Origin of the sequence: Polaromonas aquatica (assembly GCF_042659145.1) — a bacterium.
Classification (GTDB): domain Bacteria; phylum Pseudomonadota; class Gammaproteobacteria; order Burkholderiales; family Burkholderiaceae_C; genus Polaromonas; species Polaromonas aquatica.
In genome coordinates this window covers 1-22549 of sequence record NZ_JBHSRS010000003.1, presented here as the reverse complement: position 1 = coordinate 22549, position 22549 = coordinate 1, and the positions used below count along the sequence as shown (strand labels likewise).

The following is a 22549-nucleotide window of genomic DNA, read 5'->3' as shown; positions in this document are numbered from 1 at the left end:
AATCAACGATCTACCAACACCACCTCCGCGCCAGTGCTAGCTTTTCGTACCGTCACTTATTGCACTGAAAACGAGGAGACCCCGACCTGGCCGGCGGACGAGTTGTCGGCGGTGTTCTGTTCGAGGTTGAAGCGGTAGCCTGTCCAGGTGGAGTGCACGACTTCGAGGCAGGCGTAGGCGCCCTCCACGGCGGCGACCACGGTGTGGCGGTCGACGGGCGCGTGCCGCGCGTCGAGGGCGGTTTGGAGGCGCAGCCCGATCTCGGGTTCGACCCGCGGCTGCACCAGGCGCTCGTGCACCGCGTCGCCCGAGTTCAGCAGCATCCGGTCGGTCAGCGGCCCGATGTTGGGCCGGGCTATGCCCATCTGGCGGCGCATCACTTCCGACGTGTAACCCAGCTTCCACCCGACCACGCGCTCGCCGGCGGCCAGGCGCAGGCCGAGCAGCGCGCGCTGGATGGCGTAGGCGGTGGCGAGGTCGGGCGTGCCGATGGTGGCTGCGGCGTCCAGTGTCCGACCGGCCTGGCGGGCGGCCCAGATCGCTTCGGCGAGTTGGTTGGGCGTCTGGGTCATGGGGGGGCTCCGCCTGGAAAGGTTGAGGGTGGGGCGCGCCGGCTATGGCAGGTCGGGCGCGCCCAGCAGCGCGTGGCCCTGGCCGATGAGGGCCTCGATGCCGAGCGCGATGCCGATCAGCCGCGCTTCGGCGCGCGGCGGCCCCATCAGCTGCAGGCCCACCGGCATCCGGTTGGCGTCGAGGCCCACGGGCATCGTCAGCGCGCACCAGCCGAACAGGTTGCTGATGGCGGTGTTGCGCATGGCCTTCATGTTGGCCGGCGCGTAGGTCTCCACCGTGCCGATGTCGGCCAGCCGCGGCGGCGAGGCGGGCACGGTGGGCGTGAGCAGGACGTCGACGTCGTCGAACAACCGGGCCGCGCCCGCGCCGCAGCGCTGCAGCACGGCCTTGCGCCGCAGGTACTCGACGGAAGACACCTGCTCGGCCCAGCGCACGCGGTCGCGCACCACCGGGTCCAGCCGCTCCACCTTGTGCGGGAAGTGCTGGTCGAGGTAGGCCGCGAGTTCGGACGCTGCGAGGCCGCCGCGGCGGAAGATGTCGAAGGCTTCCTCGCAGTGCGGCAGCGGGAACCGGACCACCTGCGCGCCGGCCTGGGCGAGGCGCTGAACGGCCGCTTCCACGGCGGCGGCGATGCTCGGGTCGATGTCGTCCCAGAAGTGGTTGGTCGGCACGCCGACGCGCAGTCCTTGCACGCGCACCGGGGCAGGCGCGGGCAGGCCCTGGCTCTCTGTGTCGAGGGCGGCGAACGCGTAGGCCAGGTCTTCCACCGTGCGGGTGAGCACGCCCGCGGTGTCGAGCGAGGACGACAGGGGCACGATGCCTTCGACCGGCCAGCGCCCCACGGTGGTCTTCAGGCCCACCTGTCCGGTCATGGACGCGGGCACGCGCACCGAACCGGCGGTGTCGGTGCCCAGCGCCAGCAGGGCGCTGCCCTGCACCAGCGAGACGCCCGCGCCCGCGCTGGACCCGCCTGGCACGCGGTGCTCGTGGGGTGACCAGGGGTTCCGGGGCGTGCCCCAGTGGGCGTTGACGCCAAGACCCCCGAACGCGAACTCGACCGTGTGCGTCTTGCCGACCACGATGCCCAGTTGCCGCTGCAGCCGCGCGACCAGCGGGCCGGCCGCCTGCCAGGCTTCGGGCAGGGCCTCGTCGCTGCCCGCAAACACCGGCAGGCCGGGCACGCCGTACAGGTCCTTCACCGACACCGGCAAGCCCATCAGCGGGCCCAGGTCCTGGCCCTGGTCCAGCAGGGTGTCGACCGCAGCGGCGGCGCTGCGGGCGCGCGCGCCGTCCCAGGTCTTGTAGGCGTTGAGCCGGGGTTCCATGCGCGCGTGGTGTTGCGCGCAGGTGTCGATCAGGGCCACCGCCGTCAGTTCGCGGCGGCGCAGGCGGGCGGCGTGCTCGGCCAGCGACAGGTGGGCAGCGTTCAAGGGCCTTCTCCTCGGGGTGTGGTGAACAGGGTGTGTCCCATTGTCACCACCCGGCCGCCAAGTCCGCGGCGATCTCTTCTGGTGTGCCCAGGCGGTTCATCGGCGTGTCGCGCAGCAACTGGGTGTAGATGGCTTTCATCCAGCCGGTCTCGGCCTCGCTCAGCGGCTGCGGGTTGCGCGGCACGATGCGCTGGCCGTTGTCGATGGCACCGGGCGAGACGCACCCAGATGGTGCCGCCCACGTTGTGCACCGACGCGTCGACGCGGCCATGGGCCTGCAGGGCCGCCTGCACCACGCGCCCCTGGTAGCGCTGGGCGGCGATTCCGGTCCTGGTCAGCGGCCGAGGTCTTTGGCGCTGACGCCCGCGATGCCCCAGTTCTCCTTGGGCATTTCGTGGATCCAGACGCGGATGGTTTCCTTCTTCGCGTCGATGGCCTCGTGCAGCGCCTGGGTGACCTTCTCGATCACGGCCTTCTTCTGCTCGGGCGTGCGGCCTTCGAGTATGTAGATCTGTGCGAACGGCATGGTGGTGGTCTCCTGGGTCAGTTGGCTTTGATGTCCAGCTTGCGGATCAGGGCACCCCAGCGGTTGTTCTCGGCCTTGATGAAGGCGTCGAACTCCTGGGGCGTGGTGACGCGCAGGTTGCCGGAGATGTTGTCGAACGCGGCCTGGGCCTCGGCGGTCTTGGCGCCTTTGGCCCAGGCGTCGTGCAGCTTCTGCACGACGGCGGCCGGGGTGGCGGCGGGGGCGACCAGGCCGAACCAGGTCTCCACCGCGAAGCCGGGGTAACCGGACTCGGCCACGGTCGGTACGTCCGGCAGGGCCTTGGCGCGCGTGGGCGAGGTGACGGCCAGCGCCTTGAGCTTGCCGCTGCGGATGTGCTGCAAGGTGGTGGCCAGCGAGCTTTCCATGCTCATGATCACCGTGCCCGAGAGCAGGTCCGGCACGATCTGGCTCGACCCCTTGTAGGGGATGTTGGTGAGTTCGATGCCGGCCACCGACTGCAGCAGCTCGGCCGCCAGGTGGTTGCTGGTGCCGATGCCGGACGTGGCGTAGCCGAGCTTGCCCGGGTTGGCCTTGGCGTAGGCCACCAGACCCTTGAGGTCGGCGAACGGTGCGCTCGGGTGCACGACGATCACGCAGGGCGTGGTGCCCACCAGCGAGATCGGGGCGAAGTCCTTTTCCACCTGGAACGGCAGCTTGTCGTAGAGGTAGGGCGCGATGGCCAGGCTGCTGATGGCCGACAGCCCGATGGTGTAGCCGTCCGGTGCGGCCTTGGCCACCGCGTCGGTGCCGATGTTGCCGCCGGCGCCGGCCTTGTTCTCGACCACGAAGGACTGGCCCAGCGCGTCGCCCATGGCCTTGGCGGCGGTGCGGCCCATGATGTCGGTGGGTCCACCCGGTGGGAAGGGCACGATGAGCTTGACGGGACGGGCGGGGTAGGCGTCCTGCGACCAACCAGCGGCGGGTGCCAGGGCCAGGCCGGCCCCCACGGAGGCGATGAAATCTCTGCGTTGCATAGGGTGCGTTCCTCAGGCCGCTTTTTTCTGCTCGCGCGCATCTCGCGCGCGAGCCATGGTCATGGCCGTGTCTTCGATCATGTCTTCCTGGCCACCGACCATCTTCTTGCGGCCCAGTTCGACCAGGATGTCGCGCGCCGACAGGCCGTACTTGACGGCGGCGCGTTTGGCGAACAGCAGGAAGCTGCCGTACACGCCGGCGTAGCCCAGCGTGAGCGCGTCGCGGTCGATGCGGATCGGGAAGTCCATGATGGGCGTGACCAGGTCTTCGGCCACGTCCTGGATCTTCCAGACGTCCACACCGGTCTGCACGTCCATGCGGTCGAGCACGGCGACCAGCACTTCCATCGGCGTGTTGCCTGCGCCCGCGCCCAGGCCGGCGGCGGCAGCGTCGATGCGGGTGGCGCCACATTCAATGGCGGCGACCGAGTTGGCCACGCCCATGGCCAGGTTGTGGTGGCCGTGGAAGCCCAGCTCGGTCTCGGGCTTGAGCGCGTCGCGCACGGCCTGCAGGCGGGCCTTCACGTCGGCGGGCAGCATGTAGCCGGCCGAGTCGGTGATGTAGATGCAGTTGGCGCCATAGCCCTCCATCAGCTTGGCCTGTTTCACCAGGCCTTCGGGGCTGTTCATGTGGGCCATCATCAGGAAGCCCACGGTGTCCATGTCGAGCTTTCGGGCGAAGGTGATGTGCTGCTCGCTCACGTCGGCTTCGGTGCAGTGCGTGGCCACGCGGATGGTGTGCACGCCCAGGCCGTGCGCCATCTTCAGGTGGTCGACGGTGCCGATGCCGGGCAGCAGCAGGGCCGAGACCTTGGCCTGCTTCATCAGCGGGATCACGGTGCCCAGGTACTCCTCGTCGGAGTGGGCCGGGAAGCCGTAGTTGACGCTGGAGCCGCCCAGGCCGTCGCCGTGGGTGACCTCGATCAGCGGCACACCGGCGGCGTCGAGGCCGCAGGCGATGCTCTTCATCTGTTCGAGCGTCATCAGGTGGCGCTTGGGGTGCATCCCGTCGCGCAGGGTCATGTCGTGCAGGGTGATTTTTTGCTGGCTCATGGGGTGCTCCGGATCAGGCGGCGACGGGTTCGAGCACGAGCTCGCCCTTCAGGATTTCTTCGGCAAACATCTCGGCGGTGCGCGCGGCGGCGGCGGTCATGATGTCCAGGTTGCCGGCGTACTTGGGCAGGTAGTCGCCCAGGCCCTCGACCTCCATGAAGACCGAGACGCGGTTGCCGTCGAAGACGGGGCCGTTGACCAGCTTGTAGCCCGGCACGTACTTCTGCACTTCCTTGATCATGTCGTGCACCGACTTCGTGATCGCGGCCTCGTCGGGCGTGCCTTCGACCAGGCAGTGCACCGTGTCGCGCATGATCAGCGGCGGCTCGGCCGGGTTGATCACGATGATGGCCTTGCCCTTCTTGGCGCCGCCCACCTTCTCGACCGCGCCGGCCGTGGTGCGGGTGAACTCGTCGATGTTCTTGCGCGTGCCGGGACCGACCGATTTGCTGGACACGGTGGCGACGATCTCGCCGTAGCTCACCGGCTGCACGCGGCTGACCGCGTAGACCATGGGGATGGTGGCCTGGCCGCCGCAGGTGACCATGTTCACATTCATCTCGCGCTGGCCGACGTGCTGCTTGAGGTTGACCGGCGGCACGCAGTAGGGGCCGATGGCGGCGGGCGTGAGGTCGATCATCATCGCGCCCTGCTCATTGACCTTGCGCGAGTTCTCGGCGTGCACGTAGGCGCTGGTGGCGTCGAACACGATCTGCACACCGTCGGCCTTCATGTGCGGGATCAGGCCGTCCACACCCTCGGCGGTGGTCTTGATGCCCATCTCCTTGGCGCGCTTGAGACCGTCGGAGTTGGGATCGATGCCCACCATCCACACGGGTTCGAGCAAGGGGCTGCGCTGCAGCTTGGCCAGCAGGTCGGTGCCGATGTTGCCGGGCCCGATCAGGGCGCACTTGATTTTTTTGGTCATGGGTTGACTCCTGGGGGAAGAAGAAAAAAGGTTCAGGTGAGCGTGCGCACCACGCCACCGTCCACCCGCAGCGCGGCGCCGGTGGTGGCGCTGGCCTGCGGGCTGCAGACGTAGGCCACCATGGCCGCCACCTCGTCGGGGCGGATGAAGCGGCGCAGCAGCGAGGTGGGGCGCGCGTCGCGGAAGAAGCGGGCCGCGGCTTCGTCGAAGCTCAGGCCCTGCTGCGCGGCGAGCGTGTCGAAGAAAGCGCGTGCGCCTTCGGTCAGCGTGGGGCCGGGCAGCACGCTGTTGACCGTGACGGCGGTGCCGGCGCAGCACTCGGCCAGGCCGCGTGCCACGGACAGCTGGGCCGACTTGCTCATGCCGTAATGCACCATCTCGGCCGGCGGGCAGATGCCCGACTCGCTGGAGATGAAGACGATGCGGCCGCGGTTGCGCGTCAGCATGCCGGGCAGCGCGGCGCGGGCGAGGCGCACGCCGCTCATCACGTTGACCTCGAACAGGTGCTGCCAGTCGGCGTCGGCGATCTGCTCGAAGGGCTTGGGCTCGAAGATGCCGAGGTTGTTGACCAGGATGTCCACATCGGCCAGCCGGGTCGCCACCTGCTCGCAGCCGGCGGCGGTGCCCAGGTCGGCGGCGATGCCCGACACCTCGGCCTGCGGGTGCTGTTGGCGCAGGGTCTGCAGGGCGCGCTGCACCGACGCCTCGCCGCGGCCGTTGAGCACCACATGGGCGCCGTCGGCCAGCAGGGCCTGGGCGATGGCCAGGCCGATGCCAGCGGTCGAGCCCGAGACGAAGGCGGTCTGCCCCGCCAGGGGGCGTGGTGCCGGGCTCATGGGCGCCCTCCTACGGGCGGACGGGCGTGCAGCCAGCCGGCCAGCCAGCGGGTCAGGCGCGGCGCCACCACCCAGGTCATGAGGACCACCACCAGCACGGTGATGACCATGGTGCGCGGCACCAGCGGCCAGTCGGCCAGCAGCGGCGCCACGGTGAGGAACAGCAGCAGCACGGTCGGGAAGATGCCCAGCCAAGTCACGATCGCCACCTTCCAGCGCGGCGGCGCCTTGGTGGTGCTGCCCGCCGGCGCGAACCAGTAGTCCAGCCCGCTGACCCGGCGCATCTCCTGCGCACCGACGGTGTGGGGTGCGACTTGCGCGAGCCAGCGGGCCCGCTCGGGCGAGTCCTGCCAGGCGGCCAGGTGCGCCTCGTTGTCGAAGGCGAAGACCACGTGGTAGAGCAGGGGCTCGTCGCCGCCGCCGGCCTCGCCAGGGCGCACCAGCTGGCCGCCCAGGTGGCCGCCCAGGTGGCCGGGGAAGTGGGTCGCTGCCTCGATCATGCCGGCCATGGCCGTCTCGAAGCCGGCCACGCCTTGGGGTGCGACCCGGCGCGTGACCAGCACGGTCACGGCGCGCGACGGGGTGGCGGGTGCGTTCATGGGTGCAGGCGGCTCAGGGCGGCGCTCAGACGAATCGCATGCCAACCGTGCCCAGGTCCTGGAAGCGCACGTTCACGCTGTCGCCGGCCTGCACCGCAATGGCTTCGGTCACGCCGCCGGTCATGATGAAGCTGCCCGTCGGGATCTCCTGACCGCGCGCGCCCAGGTGGTTGGCCAGGGCGGCGATGGCGGCGGCCGGGTGGCCCATCACGGCGGCGCCGGCGGCCATGGCCACGATCTGGCCGTTCTTCTCCAGCACCACGCCCAGCGTGCGCAGGTCCAGGTCTTCCACACGACGGGCGCGGCCACCGATCACGAAGCGCGAGGCCGAGGTGTTGTCGGCGATCACGCTCTTGAGGTCGAACTTGAAGTCGCGGTAGCGGCTGTCGATGATCTCCACGCCGGGGATCACGAAGTCGATCGCGGCCATCACGGCGCCGACGTGGCAGCCCGGACCTTTGAGCGGCGCCTTGGTGACGACGCAGATCTCGGCCTCGACCTTGGGGTGGATGAGTTCGGAGGTCTTGATGTCGCTGCCTTCGGCGCAGGCCATGTAGTCGCTGACGAAGCCGAAGACCGGCGTGTCCACGCCCATCTGCTTCATCTTGGCGTAGGAGGTCAGGCCGCACTTGAGGCCCACCGTCTTGTGGCCACGGCTTTCCTTGCGCGCGCGGATCAGGTCCTGGATCGCGTAGGCGTCGTCCCAGTCCATGTCCGGGTGGTCGTCGGTGATCTTGGTGACGTCGTGCGCCTTCAGCTCGGCGTTTTCCAGGTGCTCGGCGAGCTGGGCGAGGGTGTTCTTGTCGAGTTTCATGTGGTTGTTTCCTTCCCGCTCAGGCGACGAAACGCACCGACGTGCCGCCCAGGCCGCCGACGCTGCAATACAGGCTGTCGCCCGCGACCACCGGCACCAGCGGCGACTGCGAGCCAGAGAGGATGATGTCGCCGGCCTTGAGGCCGATGCCCAGACGGCCGAGCGTGTTGGCCAGCCAGGCCACCGCGTTGACCGGCGAGCCCTGCACCGATGCGCCGCAGGACGTGCTGATGATTTCGCCGTTCTTTTCCAGCACCATGCCGGCCAGCGCGAGGTCGAGGTCGCGCGGGCTCTTGCGCAGGCCGCCGAGCGTGAGCACGCCGCAGGAGGCGTTGTCGGCCACGGTGTCCTGGATCTTGATCTTCCAGTCCTTGATGCGCGAGTCGACGATCTCGAAGCACGGCATCACGCAGTCGGTGGCGCGCAGCACGTCGGCCGCGGTGACGCCGGGGCCTTCGAGGTCGCGCGCCAGGATGAAGGCGACCTCTGCCTCGGCCTTGGGCGCGATCATGCTGCTCACCGGGATGGGCTGGCCTTCGTTGTAGACCATGCCCGAGAGCAGGTGGCCGAAGTCGGGCTGGTTGACCTTGAGCATGTCCATCACGACCTTGCTCGTCACGCCTATTTTCTTGCCCACCACGCGCTCGCCCGCGTCCAGCCGGCGCTGGATCATGCGCAGCTGGATCTGGTAGGCGTCCTCGATGGTGATGTCCGCTTCGCGGTCGGTCAGCGGAGCGACGGGTTGGCGGTCGAGCAGCGACTGGTAGAGCTCGTCGCCGTAGTGCTGGATCTTGGAGTTGTCCATGGTGTTCTGTGTGGGAAAAGGGGTCAGGCGGACGCGGCGCCCTGCGCGTCGGCTTCGGCGAGGAAGTTCGACACCAGCTGGGCGAAGCGCGCGGCGTGTTCGATCTGCGTCCAGTGGCCGCAGTGGCCGAACACGTGCAGCTGGCTGTTGGGAATCCACTGGCTCAGCGTGAGCGAGGTCTGCAGCGGAATCACCTGGTCCTCGCGGCCGTGGACGATGAGCGTCTCGTGCGGCAGCGCGCGGATCGCCGATTCGGGGCTGGCCATGGCGTCGACCCAGCGCTGGCGCGGGGCCGGGAACATGGCCGAGAAGGATTCCTGGAAGCCGGGGCGGATGCTGGCCTGGTAGCGCAGCTCGGCCAGCTCGTCGGTGACCAGCGCGCGGCTGTGGGCGAAGATGTCCAGCAGGCGCTTCATGGTGGCCAGCGAGGGCTCGTAGCCCCAGACCGCGTCCAGGCCCGGCGTGATCGGGAAGGGCACACCGACCGAGCCCATGAGCACCAGGCGGCGCACGCGCTGCGGCGCGCGGATCGCCAGCGCCAGCGAGAGCGCGCCGCCAAAGCTGTTGCCGACCACGTCGGCTTTCTCGACGCCCATCGCGTCCATGACATCCAGCGCCTGCTGGACCCAGGTGTCCATGTTGTAGGTCATGCCGGCGGGGCGGTCGGTGTAGCCGAAGCCCACCATGTCGGGCGCGATGACTCGCCGATCCTTGGCGATGACCGGCATGGCGAGGCGCCAGTTGGCCCAGGCGCTTACACCCGGACCGGAGCCGTGGATGAACAGCACCGGAGGCTGTCCCGGCTTGGAGCTGCCGAGGTCGTGCACGTTGGTGTTGAAGCTGCCTGTGCGAACGCTCAGCGCAATTTCAGGGTTGTGTGGGGCATTCATGTGTCTTGTCCTTGAGGTCTTTGCTTTGAAGGGGCGGCGAGTGGGCCGGGACGACTGGTTCCGTTCATGTCCCCCGTCGGTCGCTGCGCGCTCGCCTCCTCCTTTACTTCACTGCACCAGTCGCCCCGGCCCACTCGCTGTCGGCGCACGAGGCCGTTCGTCCAGGGCAGCCGTGGAACCGGCTATGCCGGGCCACAGGCGGCGTCCCCCTCGAAGCGTCGAAGACGCGCAACGGAGGGGGGAAGCCGCGCAGCGGCGCAGGGGGGAGATCACAGCTTCACCATCACGTTGCGGAGTTCCGTGTAGAACTCCAGCGAGTGCACGCCGCCTTCGCGGCCGATGCCCGAGGCCTTGCTGCCGCCGAAGGCGGTGCGCAGGTCACGCAGGAACCAGCTGTTGATCCAGCACAGGCCGACCTCGATGGCCGAGGCCATGCGGTGCGCCTTGCCCAGATCCTGCGTCCACACGGTGGTCGCCAGGCCGTAGTCGGTGGCGTTGGCCAGCGCAATCGCTTCCTCTTCGGTGTCGAAGGGGGCGATGTGGCAGCAGGGGCCGAAGATCTCCTCGCGGATCACGCTGGCGCTTTCGGGCAGGCCGGTCCAGATAGTGGGCTGCACGAAGTGGCCGTTGGCGTACTCGCCCGTCATGGCCGGTTCACCGCCGCCGGTGACGACGGTCGCCCCCTCGGCCCTGGCCTTGGCGTAGTAGCCCATGACCTTCTGCTTGTGTTCGGCCGAGATCAGCGGGCCGATGCCCACGCCCGGCATGTCGGGGCCGCCGATCTTCAGGCCCTCAGCCTTTTCTTTCAGCGCGGCGACGAACTTGTCGAAGATCGGGCGCTGCACGTACACGCGTTCGGTGCCCAGGCAGACCTGGCCGCAGTTCTCGAAGGCGCTGCGGGTGATGCCGGCGATGGCCTTGTCGAAGTCGGCGTCGGCGAACACGATGCCGGCGTTCTTGCCGCCGAGTTCGAACGACACCGGGCGCACACCCTTGGCGGCGGCGGCCATGATGGCTTCACCCGTGCGGGTCTCGCCGGTGAAGGTGATGCCGTTGACACCCGGGTGCTTGGTGATGAATTCGCCGGCCGAGCCGGGGCCGAAGCCGTGCAGCACCTGGTACACGCCCTTGGGCACGCCGACCGCGTTCATCACCTCGCCCAGCAGGGTCGCGGTGGCGGGGGTTTCCTCCGAGGGTTTGACGATGACGGTGTTGCCGCAGGCCAGGGCCGGGCCGACCTTCCAGGTCATCAGCAGCAGCGGCAGGTTCCAGGGGCAGATCACGCCGACCACGCCCAGGGGTGTGCGCAGGCCGTAGCTGATGGCAGTGCCGCCGTCGGGCGTGGTCATCTGGAAGCTCTCGGTCGGCACGTTCTTGACGATGTCCGCAAAGATCTTGAAGTTGGCGGCGCCGCGCGGGATGTCGATGTGCGAAGCCAGCGAGCGCGGCTTGCCGGTGTCGGCCAGTTCGGCGGCGAGGAAGTCGTCGAAGCGGCGGTTGATCTCGTCGGCCACCGCGTGCAGCAGTTCGGCGCGCTTGACCACGCTCATCGTGCCCCACTCGCCCTTGAGCGCGGCGCGGCCCGCGGCCACGGCCGCGTCGACCTCGGCCTGACCGGCCTCGTGCACCAGACCTACGACCTCGTTGGTGGCCGGGTTGCGGTTTTCGAAGGTCTTGGCGGTGGCGACGAAATCGCCGTTGATGAAGTTCAGGAACTGTTTCATGGTGCGTGAGGAAGGAAAAGAAAAGTCAGTCGAGGCCCAGGGCCTTCAGGCCGGCGCGGGCACAGGCTTCGTCCTGTTCGGCCGAGCCGCCGGACACGCCGATGCCGCCGATGCGCTGGCCACCGGCCACGATGGGCAGGCCGCCACCGAACAGCACCAGGCGCTGGCGCTGGTTCAGGCCGATGCGCAGCAGCTCGTCGTCGCCGATCACGCCGCCCCACTGCGAGGTGGGGAAGCCAAAGCTGGCCGCGGTGTAGGCCTTGTCGATCGCGATGTCGATCGAATGCAGAAACGCATGGGGCATGCGCAGAAACGCGGTCAGCGTGCCCGAGGCATCGGTCACGGCCACGTTGATGCGAATGCCCGATGCCTCCGCATGCGCCACCGCCGCCTGACAGGCCAACGAAGCCGCAGATGCGGTGATGACGGAAGATGGAACAGAGAGAGCGGATGTCATAAGAAGAAGCGGCGAGAGAAAGGTGACTCCAGTTCGAGGGGCACCGAGGAACCGGCTCCGCCGGGCCTCAGGTGCCGTCCCCCCTCCAAGCGCCGAAGGCGCGCCAGAGAGGGGGGAAGCCGCGTCAGTGGCGCAGGGGGGTGATCACGTGTACACCTCGGTGAAAGACGGCACCAGATAGCCCGTGTGATAGAAGATCCCGCTGCCCAGTTGGTCTTCGGTCCAGGTCGTCACCGGCCGGTCGCGCTGGGCCAGATAGCCCAGGCCGGCGAAGGTCTCGTTGCGGTTGCCGCTCGGGTCGAAGAAGTAGATCGTCTCGCCGCGCGTGATGCCGTGGCGGGTGGGGGCCACGTCGATGCGCGTCTTGGTCTTGGCCATCACGTCGGCGGACTTGAGCACGTCGTGCCACGAGTCCAGGAAGAAGGCGATGTGGTGCAGGCCGCTGCGCGGCCCACCGACGAAGGCGATGTCGTGCGGCGTGGTGGTGCGGGCCATCCAGGTCGCCGCCTGCATGTTGCCTTCGGGTCCGACCAGCACCTGCTCGGTCAGGAAGAAGTCCAGCGCCTCGGTCATGAAGCGGGTGTTGTCGGCCACGGTGTTGATGCCGGCCTCGGGATTCATCTCGCACATCAGCAGGCAGTGGTCCAGCCAGTGGGCGCCCGCGCCCTTGAGGCCGTCGGGCCAGGGGTCGGGATTGATGTTGCCCACGTCGGTGCCGACAAACTCCTTGCTGGCATACAGGCGCATTTCGTGCCCGCTGGGCAGTTTGAACTGCAGCATGCGGCCGGTCGAGGGCAAGGTGCCTTCGTCGAGCATGGTGGTCTTCACACCCCAGGCCTCGATCTTCTGCTGCAGCGCTTCAAGGTCGGCTTCCTTCTCGACCTTGTAGGCCAGGTGGTTCATGCCGGCCTGGTCCGACGGGGTCAGGATGACCGAGTACTTGTCCCATTCGTCCCAGCACTTGAGGTAGACGTTGCCCGCCTTGTCCTTCATGGTGGTCTTCATGCCCAGCACGTTCTCGTAGTGCCGGACGGCGGCGTCCATGTCCATCACTTTCAGGCTCGCGTGCCCGATGCGCATCACACCCATGTTGTGTCTCCTGGTGGTTGGTTACTGCTGCTGAATCGAAGGGCTGGCAGTCGCAGACTCTGCGCGCCCCTTGGAAAACGGTTTGCTCAACTTGCCGGCCACTTCGAGGTTCACCGGCGTCTGGGGTGCCACGCGGCATGCCAGCGTGTAGCCCTGGTTCTCTTCGTCGAGCGTCACGTGTGCACGGCTGATCGGCCCCAGGGCCTTGATCTGTCCCTCGACGATGCGGACCTTGCAGACCCCGCAGCCGCCGTTGACGCAACCCACCGGGATGCCCTTGCGGCCCAGGCGGACCATGCCGGTGAGCAGGCTTTCATTGCCGGCGCAGGCATAGCTGAGGCCAACGTTGGCGATAGTGACCGGCAGCGCCGCCAAGCGCGGGCTGGTGGTCAGGACAGGGAGCGAGGTCATTGAGGCCATGTCGCCATTTCTTCCTGCAGCCTGTCGGCCAATTCGCGCTGCCAAGCTGCCAGCAAGTCAAAGCGGCTGACCAGCCACAGCTCCGTTTCGAAGAAGAGCTTTTCGGGGTACGGCACCAGTTCGGGATAGTCAGCGGCAACGAACTTGGGCAGCAGCGCCACGCCGTGGCCCAGCGCGCACAGGTGCGCCATGGGCACGAAGCTGTCCGACTGCACGCGCACCTTGCCCGTCAGGCCGAACTTGGCCCAGTCCAGGTTGGCGTAGGTGAAGTTGTGATCCTGGTGGAAGAACTGCAAGTTCATGGCCAGAAGGTCGTGGTCGTCGACAAACGCGGGATTTGACGCACTCGTGTCGTGGCGCGCCAGGTACGCGCGGCTGGCGTAAGCGCCCACGGCCACCGCACCGATCTTGCGTACGCGCAGGGAATTGCTGTTGCGCACAGGCCGTGCTAGCCGCACGGCGATGTCCACCTGGTCTTGCTCCAGATTGACGAAGTGCGTCTCGGTGGTGATGTTGAGCAGCAGCCGAGGAAATTTCTCCCCCAGCGCGACGAATACTGGCGCAAAGCGCTTGGCGAACACGTCCATCAGGCTGATGCGCACCACGCCCGCGCCTTCCTGGTGATTCTGAGAGAAGCTGCGCGCCGCCTCTTCCATGTGCTGGGCAGCGCTGACCAGCGCGTGCAGGTCGGCCGAGGCTTTCCAGCCGGCCTCGCTGCGCACGAACAGAGTGCGACCGAAGCGCTGCTCCAGCACCCGGATGCGCCGGCGCAGGGTGGAGTCGTCGATGCCTTCCATGTCGGCTGCAACTTCGTAGCTCCCGTGGCGCTCCAGCGCGAGGAAGGCGCGGATCAGGTCCCATGGAGGTGTGGTGGTGCCGTCTCGGGTCATGGTGCATGCTTTCATCGATGGCTTCAGGCTTTCTGGGGCTTGCAGGTTCAGGAAAAGCGCAGCCGCACCTGGGCGCTGGCGGCGCGCGTGCGGCAGGCCAGCAGCCAGCCTTCTGCAGCATCGTCTTCGTCCAGCACCGAGCTGTCGAGCCGCAGCACCTCGCCGTCCACCAGGCGGCACATGCAGGAGGCGCATTCGCCAACCCGGCAAGCGTGCGGGACGGCCAGCCCGGCGTCGAGCATGGCGCCCAGCAGGAATTGCCCGCCGCGCACCGACACGGTATGCGTCTGCCCCTTGAGCTGAACCGTCAGCTCGGCGTCGGGACCCTCGGCGCCCGTTTCCACCGCGCCCTCCAGCGCAGCGCCGAAGTCCTCGCGGTAGACGCGACTGGGCTCGATCCCAGCCGCTGCCAGCGCAGCCAGAACGGAGTGCATGAAGGCCTCGGGGCCGCAAAGGTAGGCGTCAGCAGCCTCAAGGCCCTGGGTCTGCGCCTCCAGCAGCGCCTGCGTGGGCAGGCCCTGTTCGGCGTCATACCAGTGGCGTATCTCCAGCCGCTGCCCGCTACCCGCCTGTAGCGCCTGCAACTCAGCCAGTAGCATGGCCGTGGCTCGGTCGCGGCAGGCGTAGAACAGCCGTACCTGGGGCGCGCCTTGCAGCAACGCTTGGCGCGCCAGCGCGAAGATGGGCGCAATGCCACTGCCGCCGGCATACAACAGCACTGGTTGGCCATGCCGCGCCAGTGTGAAGCGCCCGGCGGGCGGAAGCACCTGCAATCGTTGGCCCGCTCGCGCGTGGTCGCACAGCCAATTGGAGACGCGCCCACCCGCCACGCGGCGCACCAGCAGGCTGATCGCCTGCCCATCCTCGGGCGCACTGGTGATCGAATAGCAGCGCCAATGTTCATCGCCTTGCACGGGGACGGCAAGCGTCAGGTACTGGCCAGACTGGAAGGAAAAACGCTGCCGCTGCCCGCCGTCCACGCCCAGGCTCAGCAGGATGGCGTCGCTGCCTTGCGGTGAAACAGCGGTGACGGTAAGAGAATGTGCCAGTTTCATGCGCTGCCACCTCCCCTCACAAAAAGAACGAGTTGTTGCCCTGCAGGCAGTCGCTGTCGATCAGGTTGACCTGCTTGAGCACGATGACTAGCCCCTGGGCGCTCTGGCGCAGCACGAACCCGTTCCAGCCCGCGAGCACACGGTTGTGGCCCTCGCGTGACTCGGCCAGAGTGAAGCTGTAGCGCGCGCGCCATTCATTGCCACGGTCCGGGCTGGGCCACACTTCCAGTCCGCCCCAGTGCCGCGCCGTGCGCGAAGTCGGGAACTGCGAGAAGGCCAGCCCGGTGCCCAGGCGGCTCACACGGTCGAGCAGACGGCGCCGGTCGTGGAATTCCAAGGTGACGTATTGGCGCGGGTCGGGCGCGGGCGCGCCCGCCGGCACCCAATAGGCGCATTCCTCGCCATACAACGCCAGCCAGCGCTCGTAGGCGGTCTTGTCCATCGAGCCCTGATCGAGCAGGCGAGCTTCCAGTGTCAGTAGTTGTGCCACCTGCTGCGTTTGCGCGGCGTCAGCGCCCTGGGTGCGCACGGCGGCCTGGGCCAGGTCGTCCGAAGCGGCGAGAAGCCAGTCGTAGAACGCCGGCACCACGTAGAGCGAGGGAGGCTGGTGGCGGTAGGCCGGAACGGCGGCAGCTTGGGCCAGATCCTGGGCGGCGTTCATGGCAGCTTCCCCTTGTTCATTTGCAGCGTCGGGCGGGCTTGCATCAGCCGCTTCCACTGAGCGTAGTAGTTGCGCATGTGAATGTCTGTGGTCACCGGGCCGCTGACCACGCCATCGGGACCGGGCACATCCTTGCCGGTCTCCCAGTGGCGACCCATGTCCACCCATTCGTCCTCGGGGCTGTTCATAAGGCCGCGTTGGCACTCTTCGAAGTTGGCGGCGTCGTCCATCTCGCCCATGACGGGGAAATCCTCCTGCGTGCGCAGGCGCATGGTGTTGACCTCTGCGTCCACGTCTCTGCGCCGGGTGGCATGCCAGCTTACCGAGGTTTCGCCCACCGCCAGAGGCTGGATCACCTGCACCTGGTTGCCGATCAGCGCCAGATTGGGAAAGATGTTGAGGTTCATGCCCGCCCCGACAGTGGTGTCGAGCACGCGTTGGGCCTGATCGCGGCTGTGGGTGGCGGCCACGTGGGCCTCGTAGGGCTCACGCCCCGGCTGCGGGCGCTGCTCGCGCCAGGCGGAGTTGCCGTGCATCTCGGGACGCTGGTCGATCACCGTATGCCCGTTGTCGAGCGCGTTGTTGCTCATGCGGGAGCGGTCGGCGTCGGCGAAGTAGGCCATGTCGCCGCCACCGTAGCGTTCCTTGGTCATCACCAGCAGCGACTGGTGCGAGAACGGCACGTGGTAGCCGTCGCCCGCGTTGTCCCAGACCAGTTTCCAGTTGCAGCCGACGCGAAAGCGCTGAGCGCCGGCCAAGACGATGTTCTGAGCGCCCCCATTGTGCTCGATCCAGGCGTCCAGATAGCGTGTGGCATTGCCGAGGTGCTCGGCCAGGGGCGGCGCCTCGGAGTTCAGGGTAGCGAAGATGAAGCCCTTGTACGACGCCACCTGCGCAGGCCGCGCAAGGTGCATGTCGCGCGCCTTGAAGGCCGGGCCATAGGCGTTCTTGCCGGGAATGCCGAACAACTGACCTCGGTTGTCGAAACGCCAGCCGTGGTAGGGGCAGGTGAAGTTGGCGGCGTTTCCTTGGTGCTCGCGGCAGACGGTTGCGCCGCGGTGCGAGCAACGGTTGGAGAACACGCGAATTTGCCCCTCTTCGTCGCGAGTCACGATGACCTCGCGGGTGCCCAGCCAGGCCTGCCGGAAATCGTTGGGCTCGGGGATCTCGCTTTCATGGGCCAAGTACACCCAGCTGGCGGCGTACACATGGTCCATTTCGCGGGCAAAGATGGCGGGGTCGGTATAGACGCGGCGGTGTACACGGTCTGGCTGCACCAGGTCGTCCCATTCATCGGCGGCGGATTCCCCGGCCGGAACGGCGGCAATATGAATTACTTTCATCGTTTTCTCGCAATTCGGTTGAATCTGAAAATCGCGGCTTCAGTTCATGTTGTTTCGGTAAGCGTGGGCACAGCCGCGGGAGCCAGGGCGCCTTCGTCCAGTAAGCGGCGGCCCAGCGCGATGACGGCGTCGGGAGACAGAGGCTGGCTGGCTTCCTGTTCTACGTGCGCCCACTGCTCGTCGTCGAACAGCGCGCGGTGGTAGGCCATGAACTTGTCTTTCAGGAACTGACGGTCCACCTCGGGGTGCCCCTGGATGCCCAAGATGCGGCCCTGCACCAAGAACACCTCGTGGGGGATGGTCTGCGACGACGCCAGCAGGACGCTGCCCGGCGGCAGTGCCGCCACGCATTCGCCGTGGCTTTGCACCAGCACGCTGGGCGCTTGCGCCAGCGCCGCGCCCAGCAGCTCAACGGCGACGGGGTCCCAGCGCAGGGCATCGACCCCCAGCTTGAAGCGCCCTGACGGGTTCCTGGCAACCCGTCCACCTAGGGCCGCCGCGATGGCCTGCGAGCCAAAGCACAGCCCGATCAGGGGTGAGCCTGCCTCGTCGCTAACGCGGCGAATCAGCGCCAGCAGGTTGCTCACCAGGAGCGAATCGGCATCGTCCACTACCGACATTGGGCTGCCGCTGATGACGTAGCCGTCGTAGCCCATCGCCCGCTCCAGGAAGCCGTCGCGCGCGGGTTCCAGCACGTCCCACTGCTCGCCCGCGCGACCGAAAGTGGCGATCATTTTTTCCTGCAAGATCTCGCCTCCGGGTACTTCAGTGCACCAGAGCACGGCATATTTCTTCTTCACGGTGTCCATGAGCGTTACCTGGTTCAGTTCAGAACAGTTCGAAGTACTCGCGATGCTCCCAGTCGGTGACGGGGTCGCCCGCCATGTCCACGTCGGCGCCTTCGGCGGCCACGAAGCGCGCCCATTCGCTGCGCCGCAGGTGCAGCCAGTAGTGGATGAACTCTTCGCCGAAGGCTTCGCGGAAGAAGCTGGAGCCCTCCAGCACGTCCAGCGCCTCGGCCAGGTTGCGCGGCAGGATCGGAACGTCGGCGGCATAGGGCGTTTCCTGCAGAGGGCCGGGATCGAGTTGGCGACGAATGCCATCGATCCCCGAGAAGAGCTGCGAGGCCAGATACAGGTAGGGGTTGGCCGCCGGCTCGCCGACCCGGTTTTCCACACGGCTGGCTGAGTCTTCTGGGGCGGCGATCACGCGCGCCATGGCGGCGCGGTTGTCCTCGGCCCAGGTCACCCGATCCGGGGCCAGAGAGAACGGGCGTCGGCGTCGGTAGCCGTTAACCGTGGGGGTGGTGAAGCTGGAGGCCGCACAGGCATGTTTGAGCAGGCCACCGACATAGGCCCGGCCCAGCGCCGACAGCGGCTCGCCCGTCTGCGGAACGAAGGCATTGACGCCGGAGTCGCGCGCCGCCAGCGACTGGTGCAGATGCCAGCCCGAGGCACAGAAACCCTCAATCTTGGGTTTGCACATGAAACTGGCAAGGTAACCGCGCCGCCGACAGATTTGCTTGACTGCGTTGCGGAACAACACCATGGTGTCGGCCATGTCCAGGCCGGACATGACGTCGAAGGTGGTCTCCATCTGGCTGGGCCCCCATTCATCCTCGATGCTGCGCAACGGCATGCCCAGCGTCAGCAGGTGCTGGCGCACCTCGGCCATGATGGGTTCGACCTCGTCCAAGTGATTTTCGAGCAGATAGGAGTAGCCCTTGGCGACCGGCATCACCTTGGGCGGTGCCGCCGGTGTGCCGGGGCCACCCAGCGTCTCGGGCTCCAGGCAGGGGTCGACGATGCGCGTCAAGTACCACTCCACCTCCAGGCCACCATGGAAGTCATAGCCCAGATCCGCCAACTGCCCCAGCGCTTTCTTCAACAGGGCACGCGGGCTCAGCGGGAAGGGCCGACCGCTACGCATGTACAGATCGGCCAGCATCCAGCCCGTGCGATCAGCCCAGGGCAGCACGCGGAAGGTGGTGGGGTCGGGCACCATCACCACGTTAGGGCTGCCCGCCAACTCCGGGTTGCCAAGCCCGCCATCCGAGGAAAAGGGATTGAACACGATGGCGCTGGCCGTGTCGAAGAAAAAGGGCGCCATGGTGATTTCCGAGCCGCTGCCGAATGCGGAGCGCAAGGCTGCCACCGACAGCATTTTCCCGCGCAGCAGACCATATTGATCCGGCCATGAGAGGCGAATCATCTGAATGCCGTCCTGCTCGATTTTCTTCAGCACTTCAACGGCCGCCGCCTTCTGGGCGTCGGACCACAAGCCGTGCCGATCAATGAATTTCTGGCTCATTTTTGTCTCCGGGTTTTCCGGCATAGATGCCGGTTGTTTAGAATTAACGAATTACCCAACCATCTGCCACCAGATCAGTTCAGCACGCATTAAATTTGCCAATTGATCTTTGTCGCAGATCAAAATTATGTTGATTTCCTGAGAACCTGAAAGGAAAAACATGCGAAACCTATTCGCAAAAATGCGAGTGATGCAATGGTTTTTTCAACCACCCCCCGCCACTTCGAGCCCTACGGCAACGCTAGGAGCCACGCGGCAGGCTAGGAGCGTGGGCGGCAGAAGCAGGGAATCCCCTGATGACCTGCGCACATGAGTGAGCGTTCAAGCTGCATGGCCATAAGTTACCGCCCCTACGAACCGCAACAAGAGATGCTGCTGTCCGCATCGCTGCAGGACTGGCTGCCTGCGGGGCACCTGGCCTACTTCATCAGCGACACGGTCGATGCGCNAGTTGCGTTGCAACAGGTTCGGTGCAATGTAAGCGTTCCGCGAACCCATCTTTCATCTCACCGTTGAAGCTGCGAACCTCGGGTCTTCGCAATCAACGAACGAGACGAGGTGGACATGGATCGACAGCAGATGGAACGGTGCCTGGAGCAAGTGGCGGCGTATCGTGCCTCTGGCCAGAAGGCGCAGGTATGGGCCGAGGCCAACGGGGTGCCAGCGGGAACGCTGCAAAGCTGGTGCGCACATGCGCGGCGCTGGCAGGCGCGGCTCGACGGCGTCAGCCCTGAGCCCTCGCCAGCCGCCAGGCCGAGCGGCTTCGTGGCCGCCCGCGTGGCGCCTGGTGCCGCATCGACATCGGTGCGCGTCGAATTGAACGTGGGAGGCACCCGGCTCGATCTGCATTGGCCGCTGGCGCACACGCGTGAACTCGCTTCGCTGCTGCGGGAGTTCGGCCGATGATTCGCATCGACGTCATCTGGCTGGCGCTTGGCGCGGCCGACCTGCGCGGGGGCATCGACACGCTGTTGGCCCAAGTGGTGCGCGGCTTCGCGCTGGGCGCGCAAGCCCACCACGCCTACGTGTTTGCCAACCGCCGCGCCGACCGGCTCAAGGTGCTGGTCTACGACGGCGCGGGCATGTGGCTGTGCACCCGGCGGCTGCAAGCGGGCAGCTTCGCCTGGCCGCGCCAGGACACGGGGTCACTTCAACTCACGCGCGAGCAGTTCGACTGGCTCGTCGCGGGCCTGCCGTGGCAGCGCCTGGGCAGCGCGCAGCCGCAGTCGATCACGGTGGTCTGAATGCGCTCGATTCGAGGTCGGGATTTGCGCGTTTGTCTATTGGAGAAAGTCATGCCTCGCGCGCACGCGCGCGCGAGGCATGATGGCGGCCATGCTCGAAGGCCCGGACACCCACACGATCGATGCGCCGGGCGCACTGGATTCGATGCAGGAGCTGCGCGATGTGATCGGGCGCATGCAAGGCGAGCTGAAGTTCAAGCAAACCAGGATCGAGGCGCTGAACTTCGAGATCGCGCGGCTGAAGCGCTGGCGCTTCGGCTCCTCCAGCGAGAGCCTGGAGACGAGCACGCAGGCGGTGCTGTTCGATCAGATCCTGGCCGACACGGCGCTGGAAGACCGCGCCGCCCAGCAAGACCAGAAGCCACCGGTAGCGCCACCCCGGGCCAAAGGCCAGGCGGTGCGCCAGGCGCTGCCGGCGAGCCTGCCGCGCATCGATCACCATCACGAGATCGAGCAGACCCACTGCGAGTGCGGCCAGCCCTTCAAGCGCATCGGCCAAGAAGTCAGCGAGCAGCTCGATTGCGTGCCGGCCCAATTCTTCGTGCTGCGCCATATCCGCGGCAAGTACGCCTGCACGTGCTGCCAGACGATCCAGGCCGCGCCGATGCCCGCGCAGATCATCGACAAAGGCATCCCCGCGCCGGGCCTGCTCGCGCAGGTGGTGGTGGCCAAGCACGACGATCACTTGCCGCTGTACCGGCAGGAAGAGATCTACGCGCGCTCTGGCGTGCACATCCCGCGCTCGAGCATGGCCCAGTGGATCGGCATCTGCGGGGTGCGTCTGGCACCGCTGGCCGATGCACTGAAGGGCTTCATCCTCAGCCACGGTGTGATCCACGCCGACGAGACGCCGGTGTCGCTGCTGGCGCCGGGGCGCGGCAAGACCAAACGGGCCTACGTCTGGGTCTACCGCACGACCAACTTCGTGGCCCAGCGCGCGGTGCTGTTCGACTTCACCGCCAGCCGCGCCGGCGAACATCCGCGGCGCGTGCTGCGAGGCTTCGGCGGCACGCTGGTCAGCGACGATTACAGCGGCTATTTTGGGCTTCAGGCGCAAGGCGTCAGCGCCGCACTATGCTGGGCCCACGCGCGGCGCAAGCTGTTCGAGGCGCACGAGTTCAACGCCAGCCAGATCGCCGGCCAGGCGGTGGCGCTGATCGCAAAGCTGTACGAGGTCGAGCGCGAGGCGCGCGAACTCGAACCCCAGGCACGGTGGCTGCTGCGCCAGCAACGCTCCAGGCCCATCGTCCAGGCCCTGCACCTCTGGCTGACCGGGCAGCGCCAGAAGCTGGCCAATGCCGACGTGACGGCCAAGGCGATCGATTATTCGCTGAGCAATTGGCGCGCGCTCACGCGCTACCTGGACGACGGCGACGTCCCAATCGACAACAACGCGGCGGAGAACGCGGTGCGCCCGCTGTGCGTTGGCCGCAAGAATTGGCTTTTTGTAGGCTCGCAGCAGGCCGGCGAGCGCGCTGGCGTGGTCATGAGCCTGATCGAGTCGGCCAAACTAAACGGGCACGATCCCTGGGCCTACCTCAAGGACGTCTTCGAGCGTCTGCCCACGCTCAAGCAGCGCGACCTCGCGCAGCTGCTGCCGCACAACTGGCGGCCTGCCACCGACATCGCCGTGCCAAACGCGGCGCTCGCCGCCGCCGCGTAGAACCATCCTTCAACACGCCGTCATCGACGGCGCAAGGGTGTCGTTCGCGGAACGCTTACGGTGTGCCGGCGGCGCCGGCGCAGTTGCTGCCGGTGCGAATCGAGCCGAACCTGGCGACCGTGCCGCAGCGCGAAGGCGGCCTGATTGAAGTGCAGATCCACGGGGTCGATTTGTTTTCGTTGTCAAAAGTGACGGTAGGAGATCGAGCACTGGCGTAGGGGTGGCCTGCCAAGCCATTGATTTC

The 22549-nt window shown here is 67.2% G+C and carries 26 protein-coding genes; 3 read left to right on the top strand and 23 right to left on the bottom strand.

Annotation, left to right across the window (positions count from 1 at the left end; translation table 11 throughout):
• Positions 1 to 56: 56 nt before the first annotated feature.
• The 22 genes from ACFQND_RS01850 to ACFQND_RS01745 all read right to left on the bottom strand — a co-directional run bounded on the left by ACFQND_RS01850 (position 57) and on the right by ACFQND_RS01745 (position 19398).
• Positions 57 to 572, bottom strand: coding sequence for a 2-keto-4-pentenoate hydratase (locus ACFQND_RS01850; RefSeq protein ID WP_012478197.1), 516 nt, complete (start codon positions 570 to 572; stop codon positions 57 to 59).
• A 42-nt stretch (positions 573 to 614) separates the two neighbouring features.
• Entirely contained in the window at positions 615 to 2003 is a 1389-nt protein-coding gene (locus ACFQND_RS01845) for an amidase (protein ID WP_008328889.1), read from the bottom strand.
• Between the two features lie 43 nt (positions 2004 to 2046).
• Positions 2047 to 2274 (bottom strand): cis-(methyl)benzoate dihydrodiol dehydrogenase, encoded by a 228-nt coding sequence (locus ACFQND_RS01840; RefSeq protein WP_008328886.1) that lies wholly within the window; start codon positions 2272 to 2274, stop codon positions 2047 to 2049.
• Between the two features lie 63 nt (positions 2275 to 2337).
• A complete protein-coding gene (locus ACFQND_RS01835; protein ID WP_255347959.1) occupies positions 2338 to 2550 on the bottom strand; it encodes a 2-hydroxymuconate tautomerase in 213 nt (70 codons plus the stop codon).
• Complete coding sequence (locus ACFQND_RS01830) at positions 2547 to 3524, bottom strand: Bug family tripartite tricarboxylate transporter substrate binding protein (RefSeq protein ID WP_008328880.1); 978 nt, start codon at positions 3522 to 3524, stop codon at positions 2547 to 2549. Before ACFQND_RS01830 ends, ACFQND_RS01835 begins: the two co-directional genes overlap by 4 nt.
• A 12-nt stretch (positions 3525 to 3536) precedes the next feature.
• On the bottom strand, positions 3537 to 4577 hold the full coding sequence (gene dmpG / locus ACFQND_RS01825) for a 4-hydroxy-2-oxovalerate aldolase (RefSeq protein ID WP_008328878.1): 1041 nt from the start codon (positions 4575 to 4577) through the stop codon (positions 3537 to 3539).
• A 13-nt stretch (positions 4578 to 4590) separates the two neighbouring features.
• Entirely contained in the window at positions 4591 to 5505 is a 915-nt protein-coding gene (locus ACFQND_RS01820) for an acetaldehyde dehydrogenase (acetylating) (RefSeq protein WP_008328875.1), read from the bottom strand.
• A 32-nt stretch (positions 5506 to 5537) separates the two neighbouring features.
• The gene (locus ACFQND_RS01815) at positions 5538 to 6341 is read right to left on the bottom strand and encodes an SDR family NAD(P)-dependent oxidoreductase (RefSeq protein WP_008328873.1); all 804 of its coding nucleotides are present in this window, start codon (positions 6339 to 6341) and stop codon (positions 5538 to 5540) included.
• Complete coding sequence (locus tag ACFQND_RS01810; protein WP_008328872.1) at positions 6338 to 6940, bottom strand: hypothetical protein; 603 nt, start codon at positions 6938 to 6940, stop codon at positions 6338 to 6340. The genes ACFQND_RS01815 and ACFQND_RS01810 overlap by 4 nt, the downstream gene beginning before the upstream one ends.
• 25 nt (positions 6941 to 6965) lie before the next feature.
• Complete coding sequence (gene dmpH / locus ACFQND_RS01805; RefSeq protein WP_008328869.1) at positions 6966 to 7754, bottom strand: 2-oxo-3-hexenedioate decarboxylase; 789 nt, start codon at positions 7752 to 7754, stop codon at positions 6966 to 6968.
• Positions 7755 to 7773: 19 nt separating this feature from the next.
• Positions 7774 to 8559: a 2-oxopent-4-enoate hydratase gene (gene dmpE / locus ACFQND_RS01800; RefSeq protein WP_008328863.1), complete on the bottom strand. Its 786-nt coding sequence runs from the start codon at positions 8557 to 8559 to the stop codon at positions 7774 to 7776.
• 23 nt (positions 8560 to 8582) lie between these two features.
• Positions 8583 to 9449: an alpha/beta fold hydrolase gene (locus tag ACFQND_RS01795; RefSeq protein WP_008328861.1), complete on the bottom strand. Its 867-nt coding sequence runs from the start codon at positions 9447 to 9449 to the stop codon at positions 8583 to 8585.
• Positions 9450 to 9718: 269 nt separating this feature from the next.
• Positions 9719 to 11173 carry a 2-hydroxymuconic semialdehyde dehydrogenase gene (locus ACFQND_RS01790; RefSeq protein ID WP_035884259.1) on the bottom strand — a complete coding sequence of 485 codons (1455 nt, stop codon included), beginning with the start codon at positions 11171 to 11173 and terminating at the stop codon, positions 9719 to 9721.
• Between the two features lie 25 nt (positions 11174 to 11198).
• Positions 11199 to 11630, bottom strand: coding sequence for a GlcG/HbpS family heme-binding protein (locus tag ACFQND_RS01785; RefSeq protein WP_034350336.1), 432 nt, complete (start codon positions 11628 to 11630; stop codon positions 11199 to 11201).
• A gap of 144 nt (positions 11631 to 11774) precedes the next feature.
• Positions 11775 to 12719, bottom strand: coding sequence for a catechol 2,3-dioxygenase (locus ACFQND_RS01780; RefSeq protein ID WP_008328854.1), 945 nt, complete (start codon positions 12717 to 12719; stop codon positions 11775 to 11777).
• A 21-nt stretch (positions 12720 to 12740) separates the two neighbouring features.
• Positions 12741 to 13130 (bottom strand): 2Fe-2S iron-sulfur cluster-binding protein, encoded by a 390-nt coding sequence (locus tag ACFQND_RS01775; protein ID WP_029310293.1) that lies wholly within the window; start codon positions 13128 to 13130, stop codon positions 12741 to 12743.
• The gene (locus ACFQND_RS01770) at positions 13127 to 14044 is read right to left on the bottom strand and encodes a LysR family transcriptional regulator (RefSeq protein WP_015060643.1); all 918 of its coding nucleotides are present in this window, start codon (positions 14042 to 14044) and stop codon (positions 13127 to 13129) included. Before ACFQND_RS01770 ends, ACFQND_RS01775 begins: the two co-directional genes overlap by 4 nt.
• 32 nt (positions 14045 to 14076) lie before the next feature.
• The gene (locus tag ACFQND_RS01765) at positions 14077 to 15084 is read right to left on the bottom strand and encodes a ferredoxin--NADP reductase (protein ID WP_253933138.1); all 1008 of its coding nucleotides are present in this window, start codon (positions 15082 to 15084) and stop codon (positions 14077 to 14079) included.
• 16 nt (positions 15085 to 15100) lie between these two features.
• Positions 15101 to 15745, bottom strand: coding sequence for an aromatic-ring-hydroxylating dioxygenase subunit beta (locus tag ACFQND_RS01760; RefSeq protein ID WP_014386451.1), 645 nt, complete (start codon positions 15743 to 15745; stop codon positions 15101 to 15103).
• Complete coding sequence (locus ACFQND_RS01755) at positions 15742 to 17088, bottom strand: aromatic ring-hydroxylating oxygenase subunit alpha (RefSeq protein WP_051705517.1); 1347 nt, start codon at positions 17086 to 17088, stop codon at positions 15742 to 15744. The genes ACFQND_RS01760 and ACFQND_RS01755 overlap by 4 nt, the downstream gene beginning before the upstream one ends.
• 44 nt (positions 17089 to 17132) lie before the next feature.
• Complete coding sequence (locus tag ACFQND_RS01750) at positions 17133 to 17888, bottom strand: type 1 glutamine amidotransferase (RefSeq protein ID WP_377412037.1); 756 nt, start codon at positions 17886 to 17888, stop codon at positions 17133 to 17135.
• Positions 17889 to 17916: 28 nt separating this feature from the next.
• Positions 17917 to 19398: a glutamine synthetase family protein gene (locus ACFQND_RS01745; RefSeq protein WP_015060806.1), complete on the bottom strand. Its 1482-nt coding sequence runs from the start codon at positions 19396 to 19398 to the stop codon at positions 17917 to 17919.
• 564 nt (positions 19399 to 19962) lie between these two features.
• On the opposite strand from ACFQND_RS01745, the gene tnpA reads away from it, so the two are divergent.
• The 3 genes from tnpA (at position 19963) to tnpC (ending at position 22305) form a co-directional block, all read left to right on the top strand.
• Entirely contained in the window at positions 19963 to 20304 is a 342-nt protein-coding gene (gene tnpA / locus ACFQND_RS01740) for an IS66 family insertion sequence element accessory protein TnpA (protein WP_014386446.1), read from the top strand.
• Entirely contained in the window at positions 20301 to 20642 is a 342-nt protein-coding gene (gene tnpB / locus ACFQND_RS01735; RefSeq protein ID WP_014386445.1) for an IS66 family insertion sequence element accessory protein TnpB, read from the top strand. The genes tnpA and tnpB overlap by 4 nt, the downstream gene beginning before the upstream one ends.
• 145 nt (positions 20643 to 20787) lie before the next feature.
• Positions 20788 to 22305, top strand: a complete 1518-nt coding sequence (tnpC, locus tag ACFQND_RS01730; RefSeq protein ID WP_059153614.1) for an IS66 family transposase — start codon at positions 20788 to 20790, stop codon at positions 22303 to 22305.
• Between the two features lie 55 nt (positions 22306 to 22360).
• Here the strand turns inward: tnpC and ACFQND_RS01725 are convergent.
• Positions 22361 to 22549, bottom strand: a 189-nt coding sequence (locus ACFQND_RS01725) for a hypothetical protein (protein ID WP_377412031.1), incomplete at its 5' end; no start/stop codon positions are given.